Raw genomic sequence first — 16,405 nt, 5'->3', positions numbered from 1 at the left:
AGGCCAGCTTTGGTCGCGGCCCCATAGCTGGCCGAGACGCGAAATTGGTTGTAATTCGACGTGGCATTTGTGATGGGAGTCCGCGACGGCCCGGGTGTAGATGGAGCTTCAGGCGCATTCAGATGGAAATCGCCCGCCATGAGGGAGTAGTCGCCTTTTTTGTACTCCGCAAACACGTTGCTAGCGGTAATCCGACCCAGCCGCGGGTCATAGTCCAGGTCCCACTCCAGCCCTGTCGATGACGAAGTCTGCATGTTCAGACGTGAGATGACCGGCGAAAACGTCCGCGGTCCGGTGAGAAAGGCAACTCCGGTCAGGTCAAGCGTCGTAGTCAGAACATTTCGCGTCCCCGGGGTGACTGCCCCGCCAAAATCCTTGTCATAAAAATACTTCTGCGCCAGTCGCCACGAGAGCCGGTCTACCGTTCCGCCTCCGCAAAGCTCGTCCGGCCCCAGCGCTTCGTCGCCCTTGCAGGGATGCGGTTGCGTATGCCGCACGAAGAAACGCTGCGTCAGCGAGAAATCAAGCTCGCTGGTATCGCTCGCAATGTCCACGTCGTCAAAGCGCAGCACTGAATTGAAATTGTCGATGCCCGCAACATAGTGATACTGGAAATCCGGTTCGATGGCGTGGCGCAGATCGCCGCCCAGCAGACGCGTCAGCCAGGGCGCGGTAAAGTCGCGCTCGATGGCCGGCGGGCGGATGTCGATGCCCGCTTCAAAGTCCTTGCGGTTCAGACTGGCGTCGCGCACGCTGGGAACAATGCCCAGCGGCGCCGGGTTCTGGCTTTTGCTGTAGAAGGTGTCGCGGACGGCGACTTCCGGGCGGAAGGTCCAGCCATCCGCGGAAAAGGGCAGGCTCAGGTGTGGGTAGAGATCGACGCGTGGAACACCGTGGGCCTTGAACGTCGCCGTGTTCATAACGTTTGCCGGCTCTGAGCGCGCGAGCACCGCAACCGAGGCAATGCCGCCCCACATCAGAGGTGTGGTTCCCAAGTATTGGTCTTCGCCCTCCAACTCAAGCGCGGGCAGATGCAGAATGCGAATTTCCGCGTTGGTGGTCGAGTTTTGAAAGCTCTGGTAGCGGTCAAAGATCAGGTTTTCCGCGAAGCCATTCAGGGCGTGCGCGCCGAAAAGCTGCGACTTGACCTCGGAATTAATGGCGATGGCATAGCTTTCCTCAAACGCCTGGCGATACGCATAGGAACTTAGGTATTCGGCGTCAATAATGCCGCGTGTGTGCCGGTCCCAGTCGCGGCGGCCATCCACCAGCAAATCGGTCCCGCCCTGGTTTTGCGGCTCCGGCAGGCGATCAAACAAAGCATGATAGCGGACATTGAAGAAGTCCTCGCCCAGGCCGCGATAGCGGTACATCGCCATCGGCGAGAAGCCGCGCCTGGAAAAGTATTCTGTTCCAATGGTCAGATCGGAGTTGCGGCTCAGGGCAAAATAGACTTCCTCACCCATAATGAAGCCTTTGGTCGTGCTGTTGCCGAGGATCGGCAGCAGAATTCCGGAACTGCGGGTCTCCTCGCTCACCGGATGCGTGACATAGGGTAGATACAGCAATGGCATACCCAGCAGTTGAAACCAGGTATTGCGGGCGCTGGCCGTGCCGTTCGCTACATTGATGCCTTTTGAGAGCAGCCTCCAATCAGGCTTCGGCAGCCTGCAGGAGGTCATGGTGCCATCAATCACCTGGTAGCGTCCCGGCCCCAGCTTGATCAACTCGCGCCCCGTAATGGCAAAGGGATTGGGCGAACTGAAGACCATCCGGTTGTGCGGGCCGACGGACGCGACCCCGAGCGTGCCCACCACATCGTAAAAATGGGCCGTGTCCTGTTGGAGATTCATGACCCCATGCGTGGCCGTGATATGCCCGTTGTCCGGGCCTCCGTCCACGATCAGGTGGCCTTCGGCAGTCACTTCGCCGGTTTCACGGTTGTATGTGATCGTGTCAGCCTGCACCGTGTAGTTCTTGTAGTAGATGAGGACGTTGCCCGCCAGCGTATATACATTGTTCTGCTCGCGCTGTGTGTTGGCGTGAATCTCAACCGGCACTCCAGACAGCGGCGCGGGAATGACCTTCGCGACAGGAATTTCGGCAGACGGGTCATCTGGAAGCGCTCCCGCATCCGGAGGAAACTGCTTCGTTACTGCCTGCGGCCACAGCTGCGGATGACACAGGCAAAGCAGCGTGATACATAAAAAGATGCGGGCTCTCATCACGAGGGGCAAATCCGGAGTTCCCGGCGCACAACGTTCGCGCGCAGGGATGGAAATCTCAGCATAACAAAGCTCCGGATTGGTTCCCGGGCTGATTTCAAGAGCTGCCTTAAAGGGAGAAAGCCGCGCTGCTCTGGTGTATCACAACCCGTCCGCTTGCTGCTGTCGAAGATGTTTCGATAGGCGGGCCATACGTGTCTCCGCTGCCTCCGGTTCTCGACAAGAAGCATCCACAGAGATACGGGGAAATCCATTGAGTACATCGACCTCAAGCCTGCAATTTGATTCTGCCGCCAGCGCTCCAGTTTCATGGAAAGACGAAGTCAATGCCCGGCTGGCCGCGCACCGCACCCGCCGCGCGCGAACGCCAGACGGGCAAACGTCTCTGCCCGGCTTCGGGCCTGATGCTGAAAACGCGCCGAAGGGCAAGGCGAGCGTCGCTGCCCGCGTAGCCGAGCGCTACGCCCAAGCCCCAACATACAGCGAAATGCTGGCCGCACAGGCCGCTGCGACGCGCGCAGCCGAAGCCGCCGCTGAAGCAGCCGCGCAGGCCCATGCCGCAACCCAGGCTCATCTTGAAGCGCAGGCAGCCTTTGCCGAGTTCGAGACCGAAGAAGTCCACGGTACACCTGTATCAGAACCCATCCGTCCCGAAATATCCCGCCCCCTGATTACGGAAATTGTCGATCCCATTGAAGAAGCAACCGTCGCGCCCACGCAGCCGCTCCCGGCCAAGCTGATTGAGTTTCCGCGCGAGTTGATTGCCACGCGCAAGGCCCGCCCGCGTCTCGCTGAAGGCCCGTTGCGTGAGACCGCTACCGCGCCCGACGGCTCGCAACTTCGGATCTTTGAAGTCGAGCCGGAGACAATTTCCAAAGAGCCAGTGTCAGACGCCATGCTGCCCGAGTGGCACTCTATCCGCCTTGACGCCAAGCCACGCGAAGAGTATTACGCGCCCGAAGCAGCCGTCAGCGAAGCCCAGGGCCGCCTGGCCCCGCTTTTCGATCTCCCCCTGCAAACCGCCCCAGTCAGCGATCGCCTTATGGCCTCCATCGTGGACGCGGTGCTGGTCACGGCAGCCTTTCTGCTCTTTGTGCTGGTCTTCGTGGCTTGCACAGCGCATCCACCAACCGGCAAAACCGCGCTCGCCGCCGCAGGCAGCGTCCTGTTCGGACTCTTCGTCCTTTATCAGTGGCTCTTCTTCTCGTATCTCGACGCGACACCCGGGATGCGTTACGCCCGCATCGCACTCTGCACCTTCGACGACGAAAACCCGACGCGCAAGTCGATGCGCTTCAGGGTTGGCGCGCTGCTCCTGTCAGCCATGCCACTAGGCCTCGGCTTCCTCTGGGCCTTCTTCGACGAAGACCACCTCGGCTGGCACGACCGCATCACGCGGACCTATCAGAGGAGCTATCGATAGAACGTTATAGAAGAGCTATCAAGCCTTGCTCTCGTCCTGTGCTTATACTTAAAACAGAAAGCCATGAGCGGCACGCCAATCACAATCCGCAGATACACCGACTTTGACGAGATCAAGGCGGACGAGTACCGCTACTGGCAGAGTCGGCCCGCGCATGAGCGGCTGGACGCTGCCGCTGAACTCTCGATCATGGGGTATCAACTGAAGGAACCAACACGCGATGTTCAGCAGCGACTTCAAAGAACTCTTGTCCGCGTTCAACGAACACCACGTTAAATATCTCATCGTGGGCGGCTATGCGGTTGCTATCCATGCACAACCCCGCGCCACCAAAGACCTTGATATTTTTGTCCAGCCGAAAGCGAAGAATGCCGAAGCGGTCTATGCGGCCCTGGTGAAATTCGGAGCGCCTATGGCCGGCCTGAAACCGGCGGACCTTATCGATCCCAACTCTTTTTTCCGCTTGGGTGTCTCGCCGCAGATGATCGAAATTTTGCCACAAATTTCCGGTGTCAAATTCGATGAAGCTTGGCAGCGCCGCATCGAGGCCGTGATTGACGAGCAAACCGGCTTAAGGGCGTTTGTCATTTCCGCTGAGGATTTCATAACCAATAAACTCGCAGCAGCGCGATTGCAAGACTTGGCGGACGTTGAGGCCGTTCGCAAGGCAGCAGAGAGTCAAAGCTCGCAAACCGCAAAGAAAAAGCCTACGGAATCAGGGAGCGATCCTAATCCCAATCAGTAACCGCGCGGCGACTATCCCGTAAACGATAAGTTTCGGGACAATTCCCTGCCCCGCTGAAAACCCCGCTTGCCCGACAACCGTCGCTCGACGCATCTCCATTTGTGACAAATGGTAAGTTTTGCGACCTTCAGTGCTGCCCTGTAATGATTGCCTGGGCGATTTCATCAAGTGCCGTAGCTATCCCGGCGGCGTCCCCTGCGGGCACCGCAGGCTCCCCATACTCCATGTTTACCAGGAGCATCTTTGCTGGTGCGATCTGTCGGCAGACCGTCAATTGCAGTTGGCCGTTTGGCGCTGGCGCTTCCCAGGCAAAAGGTTCCCATTTGGCGCTGACATATGGAGGTGCTTTCTTGTGATTTGGATTGCTCTCTAACGGACAGGGCCCCGGCAATACTTTCGGCACAATCTTCAGTTCGGATGTTCCCGAAATACGAACAACCAGGTCACGTTTTCCGCTCGATCCTGGTAACGAAGTAGCTCCTGCGGCCCAAATCCCGGAACTCATCAATGCCGTAACTCCCATTACGGGCAGTTTCAATGAACCTGGCGCATACATCAGAGTCGACGTCTGTCGAGCGGAGTCTGCAATGGCCTGAAGCAGCGGTGCTAATTTCCAGCCATCGCCAGAGTTGGGTGCTGGACGAATCATGAATGCTAGCGCCGAGTTGCCCAAGTACAAGCAGGTCGACATTACTTTTCCCTGGTTCGGAGGCGGTGGCACTAAGACGCGTGAGTAGTACTCTTCGGGAATGAATTCGGGTCGCTGCACTAACTGGAACTTTACGGCTGCCTGAAGTGCCCCGAACATAGAATCACATTCGAACGGGAGGCTCATCACAAATTCGGCATGGGGCACTTTGTCATTCTGCTTCACAGTCACTTCAAATCCGGGGCTGCCTTTGTAATGAATAGCTGCGGGCCCAAGCCCCCCAGGCAGCGCAGGCGCGATTTCCCAGCCGCTCGGAAGCGGTACAAGCAGTGATGTCCCCGGTACCTGAGCCGCTTTGACCGAAGACGCCTGGTTGCCGACAGACTGGAGTGCAGCATATCCGGAAGTGCCGGCTGCGGTTCCGGCAAAAATGCTCCCAATTGCAATGATCACGATCTGTCGGAGCATTCACCCTCCACGCGGTTTGAATACCCGGACCATGAGGCTGCCGCAAAAAAGTGCGGGTGCGCCTCGGGCGGCGACTCAAAAAAAGCCAGATCTCGCACACTAGAAGGGAAGTTGATCGATAAAGCGCCGCAGAGACTCGCCTTTCAAACCAATCCATGGCCAAGAATTATATGCCAAGGCTGCCCTCCGAGACTGTTGGTGTCCTATAAAGGGTAAGTTGCGGAACGACCCATCTCATCCCGAAAAGGGAGGCCCGCAGCAGGATAAGATTGGGGGCATGTCCGGCCCCGTCAAATTTAGCTTCGTTCTCGTGGTGGCGCTGCTTTTCGGGAGCACCCTGACGTTCGCCCAATCCGCCCGTGACTACTACAACGAGCTTTATAAAGCGGGTGGCCTAGATCGAATGGCGGATGGCTACGTGTGTTTTGACGATGATCCAAAGCTAGAGACGATTTTCATCTTCGGGAAAAGTGAGACCTTGAAGCAATTTCTCATTAGTACCGGGGAATTCAAGAAAATGTCGAAAGCGCAACAGGCGGAGTTAAACCACGGATTTCTAAATACACGGGGATATGACAAGGGCGTACCGCAATCGGTTGAAGAAACCTATTCAGCGGACGGGACAAGTTGGACGACGGACCCCGGCATTATCAGTGGCCAGAAGATGCGTATGCGTCTCTCGATAGAATGGACCACCCTTCGCTATAGGCGAAGTGTTGAGTTTCTAAATCCAAACGGCACATTGAAAAGCGTTCCGATATCCCGCTACGGACGTTGTGAAGAAGTGTCACCCGATATTCGGCAAAAGGGCAATCCATAGATCGGTTGAAACAGTCTCTAAAAGGGTGAGTTTCGGGATAATTCGCGGAGCCGCTAAAGACGCGGGCGTGCACGTCCCGAAAGTCTGTCCCCAAAGGAACCATCATCGGCGCAAATGACATTCTGATCGTGGCACACGCGCTCGCAGCCTAATCTGCTTTGGTCACGGACAACATGCCAGGAATTCCGCCGCAGGGATTGAACGTCGAAAATTGGCTTCGGTCTCGAAATAAAATTACCGATATGAGCTCTGCGCCTGCTCCGCCGCAACCGCGGCCCCAATCACAGACAGCGAAGCGTCTTCCGGCAGCACTTCCAGCGTATAGCTCTGCAGCGGACTCATCTTCACCATTTCGTAGAGATATTGCTTGAGACGTGTGATGTCGAGCCGGGAAATATCGCGCCCGGTGAAGTAAAACTTGCCCGGCCCTTCAAGATGGATCTGCGTGGCTGTGGCCGCGGCCAGAGCGCGGTGATAGCGCTCGACAAATTCCAGACAACGCTTGTCACCCTTCTTTGCTGCAGCGAAAACTTCGTCAGGTTCGAGGTCGAGGAAGCGCAGCCGCATGGCGCGATGCCCCATGATCCCCTCAAGATGGCCTTTTCCGCCGCAGCCACAATAGTTTTCCTTGGGGTCGAGAGAGACAATGGCGTGACCGCCCTCCCACGGGCCTTCCGCATACGGATAGCGCCCGAAACCGATGCCGTTGCCGATGGTCCAGACACGAATAAGCCGATCGAGATGGCCGCGCGTGGCAGCAAGGCCAGCAGCAGCGGCATCAGCGTCGTTGAAGACGCTGACACGCGCAGCCACGCCGCGCGCTTTCAGCCCTGCCTGGACTGTGTCTACGACGCGCGCGCCTTTTAGCTGCGGCAGGTTCGGCGAGTCCTCAACTACGCCGCTGCGAATGATGCCCGGCATGGCCACGCCGATGGCGTCAATCTGCGTTCCGTCGGGAATAAGGGCCCTGATCTCATCGCACATGCTTTCGCAAAGAGCATCGGCAGGAACCTCAATGAGGCCGCTGGCGTCGTCCATGTTTTCTGGGAACCTGCGTGTGCTGCCTGTGATCTTGTGATCTTCAACGAAGCCGGATCGGATGGCTTCCGTCATCACAACGCCGATGGTCTTTGCCATGTTTGCCCTCTTTCACTCCCGCCGCGCGCTATTCAAATCGGGCCAGACGGTTGATGCCGTTAAAAGCCGCCGCCTTATAGCACTCTGCCAAAGTGGGATAGTTAAACACTGAATCGATGAAGTAGTCTACCTTGCCGTTTAAAGCCATGACAGCCTGCCCGATATGGACAAGCTCCGCCGCGCCCTCGCCGATGATGTGCACGCCAAGAATCTCCCGCGTGTCGCGGTGGAAGATCAACTTCAGCCGTCCTGTAGTGTCGCCGCGAATCTGCCCGCGCGCGATTTCTCGGTAATATGCAACGCCCACTTCGTAAGGCACGTCCTCTTCCGTAAGCTGCTCTTCGGTCTTGCCGATGAACGAAATTTCCGGAATGGTGTAGATGCCATATGGGTAGAAGCCGGGGTTGGACTGCTCATTGTCGTCGCCATAGGCGCGCGCGATGGCGATGCGGCCCTGTTCCATCGAGACCGAGGCCAGGCTGGGGAAGCCGATCACGTCTCCTACAGCGAAAATATGCGGAACTTTCGTCCGGAAGTCCTTGTCCACCGGAATGCGCCCGCGCGAATCGGCTTCGATACCCGCAGCGGACAGATTTAGTTCGTCGATATTTCCCTGCCGGCCAACAGCATAGAGCAGAGCGTCGCCAGAGATGCGCTTCTTGCTTTCGAGGTTCGCAACCACTCCGCCGCTCGGCCCTTCTTCGACGCTCTCCACCTCCTCAGCCAGACGCATGGTGACGCGACTGTCGCGCAGGTGATAGCTGAGGGCCTCTACGATCTCCTGATCGGCGAATTCAAGCAGCTTGGGCCGCTTTTCCACCAGCGTCACGCGTACCCCAAGTGCGGCGAACATGCAGGTGTATTCGACACCGATTACGCCGCCGCCGACCACGATCAAGGTCTTGGGTAGCTCTGGCAGCTCCAGCACCTGGTCGCTGTTGATGATGGTCTTGCCGTTGATGGGGACTTTCGGGCTGCTGGCGGGCTTGGTGCCAACGCCGATAACAATGTTTTCCGCGTGAAAAGTATTGGTGCCGCGCGTCCCATCGACTTTGATCGTATTGGGATCCACGAAGCTGGCTACGCCGCTCAGCACATCCACACCGTTTCGGGAAAGCTGCGCTTCCGTTACATCGATCTCGGTCTTGATGACGTGCTGCACACGGAAAGCAAGATCGGACATCGTGATCTTCTCTTTCACGCGGTAGTTCATGCCGTAGATCGAGCGGTAGGTGTAGCCGGAAAGATGCAACACAGCCTCGCGCATCGTCTTGCTAGGGATGGTGCCGGTGTTAATGCAGACGCCGCCTACCACGCTGCGCATTTCCACCAGCGCAACACGCTTCCCCTTCTTGACCGCGGAAACTGCAGCGCGTTGTCCGGAGGGGCCAGAGCCGATGACGAGCAAATCGAATGTGTCCATGAGGATTCCGCGGTATTCAGAATTCGTTCAGGTGCAACAGACTACTGTAACTCTGCTATCGGCATGTTTTGGTAAATGCGTTGGGCGCTTCGGTGAATCCCGTGCGTTTTGTGCGCCATTTCCCGAAAGGAGATTCTATGCCTAAACCACTACACTTTGAAAAGATGCAGCTCTACGCCATTACTGACCGCACGCTCTTTCCAAGTGTAGAAGAACTGGTAAGGCAGACAGCATTATGGGCCAAAGGCGGCGTCGATTTCATACAGATTCGGGAAAAAGATCTTGCGGCGGAAGAACTGTATGCGCTGTCTGTCCGGATCGTTCATGCCGTCAAAGCCACCGGAGGCCACACTCGCGTCTTGCAAAATGGCTCTCCCGAAATCGCAGCCGAGACAGGTTGTGATGGCTTCCATCTGACAGCGGGTTTACCAAGCACCGCCATTGCAGCTGCCAAGACGGTCGTGAGCCGGGTCGTCGCCAATCCAGTCATCAGCATTTCCTGCCACACCGTCCCAGAGATCGAGATCGCGCGCGATGCGGGCGCGACGCTGGCCCTCTTTGCGCCGGTATTTGAGAAGCAATCCGGCCCGGAGATTGTTTCCGGACAAGGACTGGATGCACTCGCTCATGCATGCCGCGTCGCTGCTCCGATGCCTGTGTTTGCGCTTGGCGGGGTCACGGCAGAGAATGCACAAAAATGCATCCAAGCAGGCGCTACTGGTATTGCTGGTATCCGGCTTTTTGCGCACCATGAGTGGCGCAACTTATGTCTGTCTGGTTAAGAACTACTTGCCTGCCGGAACATCAGGCGGAAGCGCGCGGTTGCAGTCCCGAAGCCATTCCAGGGTGACGCTCTTGGCGGCTTTCGCTGGAGCGCTTTCGTCCACATCCGGCATAAAAATCTCAAGCCCGGCCTGGCTGGTCATGCGCGTATAGCCTCGCACCAGCTGCGCCTGATAGTTCACCAGGTCGAGATCGAACCACGAGTCGTGGGAGGCATCGATCATGGTGAGGTCCGCATAGCGCATGATGAGCTTGCCGAAGCCGATGGTGCCTCCGTTGAGCCGCAGGAAATTATGCCATTTTGCCAGTTGGGCGTCGTTATCTGGAGCGTTGCCATAGACGACCACAATATCGGGAGGCTTGACCTTTACGGCGGTGAGTTGTCCGCGAATGTGCGGGGGCGGAAGTACTCTAGTCGTGTCGAAAATAATGTCGTTTCCTGCCACCACGATGCCCGGAATGTTCGTCGAGCGCACGAGGTCAGAAAGTGCAATGTGGAAACCACCCAGAAGCCCTTTCAGCGGAATTTTCAGCACATTGATTTTCGCCGCGTGGAACTCAACAAAGCCGTCCTGCGTGTAAGTGAGCGTGCCTTTGAGCTCAACCGGAATTGAAAAGATTTTGTGGACGGTTCCGCGCAGCCTGATCTGGTCGCCGTCGGGTTCAATGGAAATCTTTTTAAGCGGAGCGTCAGGCGGCGCGCTGGCATTGAGGTAGTTGGCAATATCTCCGATATTGGCGTTGATTACGCCTTTCTGAATGTCGAGGACGAAAGAATCGGGATCGTCGAAAGAGGGAGTGATCTGCGGATTCGTCCGCACCATTTGCCCGCGAATCCATCGGATATAAATGCAGAAATTCGGGCCTTTGCGCAACCGGATGTTGTGAGCATAGAGCATGGTAGGCGTAAGGTCATCGCCCTCCCTGGTCACTGTGGCCTCTGCAGAAACAGGCGCCGCCACTGCTACAGCCTTCGCCCGGGAACGCCGAAGGCTCCAGATGAGGCCGAAAACAATGATCGCGGCAACAACGAGGAAAAGAAGAACAACGCGAGGGCGAGACACTACGTCCTCTTAGAGTATCGGCCCTGACAATTAGTTGGATGCGAGCCGGGAATTCCTGTCTCACCCGATTGAGATGAAGCCTGGGCTATTGGTTGAAACGCGCGTAACCCAGGCCCTCATATCAGCCGACTTTGTCGTAAACCGCAGTGGTTGGCTCGTTGACGCCTACGGAACTGCCTTCCTCGGTCAGCGTTTTGCCGTCAGCGGAGACTGTCTGCTTTCCTTTGTAAATCGGCTTGCCTTTGAGCTTTTCGATGAGCGTAAAGTTGCGCGGACCCGTTTTGGTGAGCGACAGGGTCAAGCCATCCGGGACCGTCGGTCCGGTTGGCGTTGCCTCAGTACCGTCAGTTTTCAATGTGACCGTAGCCTTGAGATCAGGCAGAGCCCAGGTCAGCGAACCGTCGCCATTGTCTTTGATCTCGTAGCCGGTCGGTGAACTCAAAGTGGTTTTGGTATTGCGCCAGCTGCCCAAAAAGCCTTTCGTTCCGGAGGTGCGAGCATAGGTCGAAGTGTCGTTGAAGCTGTCCCCGTTCGGTTTTGTTCCTTGTGCGGTGTACTCCAGGGTCTTGCCGTCAGCCGACAGCTTGAGGGTGTCTGTAGAGAGCAATGTCGAACCTTTCTTCAGAACAGCTTGCCATGTATTGTCGTCAACTTTGGTCCACTGGGCCGTATTGCCCATGGAGGTTGTTGTGTCGCTGCCGTCGAGCTTGAATGTGTAGCTCATACCGCCAGATGTGAATTTCACTGCATCACCGGGCGCAGGCGCGAAGTGCATCGTGTCGCCGGTAATCTTGCTCTTTTCCTGGTTGAATTTCCATGTTCCGGCAAGTGGACTTTGTGCCAACGCACTGGCCGTCAACAGTAGAACGGCAGCTGTTGCGAATCTTGAAGTAATGGGTCTCATTTAGGTCGCTCCAGTTCGAGGTGTTACTTCTATTGCCTGCAAGGAGCATTGCGAACCGTGACATCAGCGCGGAGCGTGGGTGCGACGAGCAGGAAAGGCGGTCGCGTCTGGGAGAGCTTCCTGCAGGCTTTTGGAAGCGGGGGTATGATCCTCCCGCGGAAGCATTGTGGGCAATGGAAAAGTGAAGAATCTGCGGAAATCTGCCATTTGACCCACAAGGCTCCTCGTCCTTAACCTTGAATCAGACCTTTCCCAAAAACTGCGAGGCTTGCCATGCTGATTACTATTCCCGATCTTGAGCGGGAGCCGCTTGTATTTGACGTTTCCCTCGCACCGGGCGAAATCGATTACGGCGAAGAGGTCAAACAATCCGGAACACTTGGAGTGGCCGGACGGGCCGATCTGATCGAGGAACATCGGGGGCCGCGCCAAGTCGTGCCCGACATTCGGCTGCGTGCGGGGTATCAGGGGAAAGTTGAAGTGGCCTGCGCCCGCTGTCTTGAGCCAGTAGAACATGATTTAAAAGGCGATTTTGACCTCATTTTTCGCCCATTAGGTGTAGATTCAGGCGCTTCCGACCATTCCATTACCACGGATGAGACGGAAATCGGTTATTATCAAAAGAGCGGCCTTGTGCTTGAAGATGTTCTGCGGGAGCAGGTGCTTTTATCCCTGCCTGCCAAAACGCTGTGCCGCCAGGACTGCAAAGGACTTTGTTCGCATTGCGGACAGAACCTGAACTCCAAAGCCTGTGCCTGCGATGCTGCCCCGGTTGATCCGCGCTGGGCGGCATTATCGGACTTAGGCAGCCGGATGAAGTCATAAGCCTTTTGCCTGCCTCGGGACAATCCCGGCGGGCTGTTTGTTTGAAAGGAATCTGCAATGCCGAATCCAAAGCGGCGCCACTCAAAGGCCCGCACCTCCAAACGTCGCGCGCATGACGCGCTGACTGCCACCGGTATTTCCGAGTGCCCGAACTGCCATGAGCGCAAGCTGCCTCACCGGGCTTGTCCCAAGTGCGGCACTTACAAGGGCCGCGAAGTTCTCGACGTAAAGGAAGCCAGCTAGTTCAGCAAGATGCTGACACACATCGCTCTCGATGCCATGGGTGCCGACAAGGCGCCTGAACCGGAAGTTCGGGGCGCCATCCTCGCCTGCCGTACCCTGCCTGTGCGTGTGCACCTGGTGGGCCCGCAGGAGCGCATTCGTCCGCTGCTCCATGAGTATCTGGATGGGGAGCGCCTGCCCATCGACGTTGTCCACGCCAGCGAACACATTGGCATGAATGAAAAGGCTGCGCATGCGGTTCGCTCCAAGCGTGACAGCTCAATGCGCGTAGGCCTGCGCCTGGTCCGCGAGAAAAAAGTCGCCGGATTCTTCACTGCCGGCAATACCGGCGCGGGAATGGCCACGGCCAAGATGGTGCTGGGTGCTCTACCGGGCGTTGACCGTCCCGCCCTGGCGGTAGTCGTGCCTACCAGCGCCGGCTCGCCTTGCATCCTGCTCGATGTTGGCGCAAATGTCGATTGCAAGCCTCAAAACCTGGAACAGTTTGCGGTCATGGGCGAGATGTATGCACGCAGCGTGCTCAAGATTGCGCGCCCGCGCGTTGGGCTGCTCTCGATTGGCGAGGAAGAAGGCAAGGGCAATGAGCTTATTGCCGAAACGCAGCCGCTGCTGAAAAATCTTCCTATCAACTTTATCGGCAACGTCGAAGGCCGCGACATCTACAACGGCCACGCTGACGTGGTCGTCTGCGACGGATTCGTAGGCAACGTGGCCCTCAAAACTTCCGAGGGCCTGACGAAGCTCGTCCGTGACATGCTGAAGCAGTCGCTGACCACGACGGTAACAGCCCAGGTAGGCGCGCTGCTTTCCCGCAAGGCTTTCAACGCCTTTAAGAAGCGCCTCGACCCCTCTGAATACGGCGGAGCGCCGTTACTGGGCGTGCGCGGCGTGTGCATCATTGGCCACGGATCATCAAATGAGCGCGCCGTCTACAATGGCATCCGTATCGCCGCGGAATTTGCCCAGGCGGGCATCAACGAGCGCATCGAGCGCGAGTTCGCCCAGCGGCCTGAGCCTCCCATTTCTCCAAACGGGGTGGGGCTGCCGCTGCAGTAGTCTCGGGCTTCCGATCAACGGAACCAACCCTCCACTCATCTCGTATCTATTTCCATCGGGCGAAGGTGTGTCTTCCACGCCACCGCTTGACGTATGCTTTAGACAACACCCCTCCACAGGACGGGTCGCTGCTGCATGGAATTCATCGAGGCTATCAAAATCGCGCTGCAATCGCTCTGGGCGAACAAGCTGCGTTCCATTCTTACGCTGATCGGCGTGGTCATCGGCGTGGCCTCAGTCATTGCCGTTATTACTCTGACCAATGGCGTGAACAAGTATGTGGCCACGAAGGTCTACAGCTACGGCGCTGATGTCTTCACACTGAGTAAGCAGGCGCCTGTCATCTTCAGCTATGAGGAATATGAGAAATTCCAGAAGCGGAAGGACATCCATATCGACGACTACCAGGCCATTCGCGATGAATGCAAATCCTGCGTTGGCGTAGGCGCGCTGCAGTCCACGACCGGCAAGGTAGTTTACGGATCGCATTCCAGCACGGACACAAGCATTCGCGGCTGGAGCTGGAACATGCCGGAAATGTCCAATTTGAACGTGGTGCTGGGCCGCAGCTTCACGCCGACCGATGAGCAGTATGCAACGCATACTGCTATCATCGGTTACGACATAGTGGACAATCTGATGCCCGGAATGGATCCGTTGGGCAAGGAGATCCGCGTTGACGGCGAGCCTTATATCGTCATCGGGGTCGGCGAACGCGAGGGAAAGACCCTGGGCCAGAGTCAGGACAATTATGTCTCGGTGCCCATTACCACCTACCAGCGCAAATATGGGACAAACGCCAGCATTGTGATTTACGTCAAAGCCGGATCGGTTGGCCCGGCCCTCGACCGCGCATCGGATGAAGCCCGGGCGATTCTTCGCGCCAGGCGGCACGACCGGCCAGGTGCGGACGACAGCTTTAATCTCGACACCAACGCGACTTTTGTTGGTCTCTGGACAAGCATCAGCTCCACGTTTTTCTTTGTCGTGATCGGGATTGCGTCGATTTCGCTTGTGGTCGGCGGCATCGTCATCATGAACATCATGTTGGTCAGCGTAACCGAGCGGACGCGTGAAATCGGTGTACGCAAAGCGTTGGGCGCACGCTACACAGACATTCTGTTGCAATTCCTGATCGAGTCAGCCACGATGTCTCTGGTAGGCGGAGCCATCGGCGTGATCTGCGGCTCGGGTGTGGCCAAAATGGTCACGCTGTTGATCGGCTTCCCGTCGGATATTTCGATCTGGTCGGTTTTTCTGGCGCTGTTCGTTTCCGCCGGGGTGGGCATTTTCTTCGGAGTTTATCCGGCGCGCAAGGCCGCCATACTGGATCCCATCGTCGCGCTGCGGTCAGAGATGTAATGAGGCCCGGGGAAGGAGAATCAAGATGAAAACAGGCGATTCGCGTGAAGCCGTCCGCATGGCGATTGAAACGCTGCGTGCAAACAAATTGCGCTCGGGCCTGACCATTCTCGGCATTGTGATCGGTGTGGCTACGGTCATTACGATCTCCTCGATCATCAGCGGCCTGAACAACAATGTGCAGGCGTGGGTCGCTACGCTGGGCACCAATGTGCTCTGGGTCTACCATATGCCGGTCATCGGTGTGCGCCCGACGGCAGAGATGCTGGCACGGAAGAAGCTGACTTTTGATGACGTTGCCGCTATCCGTAATCTGCCCCATGTTGTTGCCGCTGACGGCGGCGTGCGCCACGTCAATCCCATCTTTCAGGCCGGTATTGTCGGCGTGAAATACGGTCAGAAAATGGCGCAGGGCACGCTCCTGCAGGGCGATTCGGCGCAGATTGCCGAGGTTGCCGACATTACCCTCAAGGAAGGCCGCATCTACACGGAGGATGAAGACGAGCGGCGCGCCAACGTCGTTATTCTTGGATACGATACAGCCGACCAGCTTTTCGGCAATGACAGCGCGATCGGTAAGGAAGTCACGATTGAAAACAATGTCTTCACCGTGATCGGCGTCTTTGACAAGCGCAAGCAGCCGTTTGGGGGTGGACGCAATCCCGACGACAATGCGGCCTTTTTCCCCATTGGCACCTTCATGAAAATGCACCCCGAGGACGCGGTCAAAGGGGGCGTCTGGGTCAGCGTGAAGTACGATGATCCTAAGGACCGCAGCCTGGTGGAAGATGAAGTGCGCGAGTTGCTGCGCCGCCGCCGTCATGTTCGCGTGGAGCAGCCGGACGATTTTGAAATATTCTCCCCCGATTCATTAACGCGTCTCTGGAACCAACTGACGGGCGGCCTCGCGATCTTCATGGTTGCGGTTTCAAGCGTAGGCCTGATGGTCGGCGGCGTCGGAGTGATGAACATCATGCTTGTCTCCGTCACCGAACGCACCAAGGAAATTGGCGTGCGCAAGGCCATTGGCGCGACCAAGCGCAACATCCTGCTGCAATTCACTATCGAAGCCATTACGCTCTGCGCTCTCGGAGGTGTCATCGGCATTGCCGCAGGCGGCATCATCACGCTCATCATTCGATTGCTGTTGAGCGCGCTGCCCGCAACCATGTCCAGCATGTGGGCGATGATCGGGTTCACCGTCTCCTGCATGATCGGGCTGGTCTTTGGTATCTATCCCGCATGGAAGGCGGCGAACCTCGATCCGATTGAAGCGCT

General features: G+C 57.2%; 16 protein-coding genes. 10 read left to right on the top strand and 6 right to left on the bottom strand.

The features are described 5' to 3' along the window. Positions 1-2,225 (bottom strand): LPS-assembly protein LptD (locus VEV40_RS13075; RefSeq protein WP_324832907.1); only part of this gene is annotated, 2,225 nt, incomplete at its 3' end. A 253-nt stretch (positions 2,226-2,478) separates the two neighbouring features. On the opposite strand from VEV40_RS13075, the gene VEV40_RS13070 reads away from it, so the two are divergent. From VEV40_RS13070 to VEV40_RS13060, 3 genes are all read left to right on the top strand, one after another. Next, positions 2,479-3,648 (top strand): RDD family protein, encoded by a 1,170-nt coding sequence (locus VEV40_RS13070; RefSeq protein ID WP_324832906.1) that lies wholly within the window; start codon positions 2,479-2,481, stop codon positions 3,646-3,648. Positions 3,649-3,711: 63 nt separating this feature from the next. Next, positions 3,712-3,924 carry a hypothetical protein gene (locus VEV40_RS13065; protein ID WP_324832904.1) on the top strand — a complete coding sequence of 71 codons (213 nt, stop codon included), beginning with the start codon at positions 3,712-3,714 and terminating at the stop codon, positions 3,922-3,924. Beyond that, positions 3,869-4,393, top strand: a complete 525-nt coding sequence (locus VEV40_RS13060) for a DUF6036 family nucleotidyltransferase (protein ID WP_324832902.1) — start codon at positions 3,869-3,871, stop codon at positions 4,391-4,393. Before VEV40_RS13065 ends, VEV40_RS13060 begins: the two co-directional genes overlap by 56 nt. A gap of 127 nt (positions 4,394-4,520) precedes the next feature. On the opposite strand, the gene VEV40_RS13055 is transcribed toward VEV40_RS13060, so the two are convergent. Next, complete coding sequence (locus VEV40_RS13055; RefSeq protein ID WP_324832901.1) at positions 4,521-5,510, bottom strand: hypothetical protein; 990 nt, start codon at positions 5,508-5,510, stop codon at positions 4,521-4,523. A gap of 277 nt (positions 5,511-5,787) precedes the next feature. Here VEV40_RS13055 and VEV40_RS13050 point away from each other — a divergent pair, with 277 nt between their 5' ends. After that, a complete protein-coding gene (locus tag VEV40_RS13050) occupies positions 5,788-6,330 on the top strand; it encodes a hypothetical protein (protein WP_324832899.1) in 543 nt (180 codons plus the stop codon). A gap of 234 nt (positions 6,331-6,564) precedes the next feature. On the opposite strand, the gene VEV40_RS13045 is transcribed toward VEV40_RS13050, so the two are convergent. Continuing rightward, on the bottom strand, positions 6,565-7,467 hold the full coding sequence (locus VEV40_RS13045; protein ID WP_324832897.1) for an ROK family protein: 903 nt from the start codon (positions 7,465-7,467) through the stop codon (positions 6,565-6,567). A gap of 28 nt (positions 7,468-7,495) precedes the next feature. Next, positions 7,496-8,890, bottom strand: a complete 1,395-nt coding sequence (sthA, locus tag VEV40_RS13040; RefSeq protein ID WP_324832896.1) for a Si-specific NAD(P)(+) transhydrogenase — start codon at positions 8,888-8,890, stop codon at positions 7,496-7,498. 137 nt (positions 8,891-9,027) lie between these two features. Between sthA and VEV40_RS13035 the strand changes: the two genes are divergently transcribed. Further along, positions 9,028-9,672 (top strand): thiamine phosphate synthase, encoded by a 645-nt coding sequence (locus tag VEV40_RS13035; protein WP_324832894.1) that lies wholly within the window; start codon positions 9,028-9,030, stop codon positions 9,670-9,672. A 3-nt stretch (positions 9,673-9,675) separates the two neighbouring features. On the opposite strand, the gene VEV40_RS13030 is transcribed toward VEV40_RS13035, so the two are convergent. Together VEV40_RS13030 and VEV40_RS13025 are read right to left on the bottom strand one after the other, a co-directional pair. Then, positions 9,676-10,737: a hypothetical protein gene (locus tag VEV40_RS13030; RefSeq protein ID WP_324832893.1), complete on the bottom strand. Its 1,062-nt coding sequence runs from the start codon at positions 10,735-10,737 to the stop codon at positions 9,676-9,678. Positions 10,738-10,858: 121 nt separating this feature from the next. After that, positions 10,859-11,641: a hypothetical protein gene (locus VEV40_RS13025; RefSeq protein ID WP_324832892.1), complete on the bottom strand. Its 783-nt coding sequence runs from the start codon at positions 11,639-11,641 to the stop codon at positions 10,859-10,861. Between the two features lie 273 nt (positions 11,642-11,914). Here VEV40_RS13025 and VEV40_RS13020 point away from each other — a divergent pair, with 273 nt between their 5' ends. From VEV40_RS13020 to VEV40_RS13000, 5 genes are all read left to right on the top strand, one after another. Then, positions 11,915-12,466, top strand: coding sequence for a DUF177 domain-containing protein (locus tag VEV40_RS13020; RefSeq protein ID WP_324832891.1), 552 nt, complete (start codon positions 11,915-11,917; stop codon positions 12,464-12,466). Between the two features lie 57 nt (positions 12,467-12,523). Beyond that, positions 12,524-12,709, top strand: a complete 186-nt coding sequence (rpmF, locus tag VEV40_RS13015) for a 50S ribosomal protein L32 (RefSeq protein WP_324832889.1) — start codon at positions 12,524-12,526, stop codon at positions 12,707-12,709. A 9-nt stretch (positions 12,710-12,718) separates the two neighbouring features. Continuing rightward, positions 12,719-13,765, top strand: coding sequence for a phosphate acyltransferase PlsX (gene plsX / locus VEV40_RS13010; protein ID WP_324832887.1), 1,047 nt, complete (start codon positions 12,719-12,721; stop codon positions 13,763-13,765). Between the two features lie 135 nt (positions 13,766-13,900). Continuing rightward, the gene (locus VEV40_RS13005; RefSeq protein ID WP_324832885.1) at positions 13,901-15,127 is read left to right on the top strand and encodes an ABC transporter permease; all 1,227 of its coding nucleotides are present in this window, start codon (positions 13,901-13,903) and stop codon (positions 15,125-15,127) included. 25 nt (positions 15,128-15,152) lie between these two features. After that, on the top strand, positions 15,153-16,405 hold a 1,253-nt coding region (locus VEV40_RS13000; RefSeq protein WP_324832883.1), incomplete at its 3' end, for an ABC transporter permease.

It is taken from the genome of Alloacidobacterium sp. (genome assembly GCF_035631355.1).
In the GTDB taxonomy this organism is placed as follows: domain Bacteria; phylum Acidobacteriota; class Terriglobia; order Terriglobales; family Acidobacteriaceae; genus Alloacidobacterium.
The sequence above is the reverse complement of the archived record's forward strand: the minus strand, read 5'-3'. Positions and strand labels throughout refer to the sequence as shown.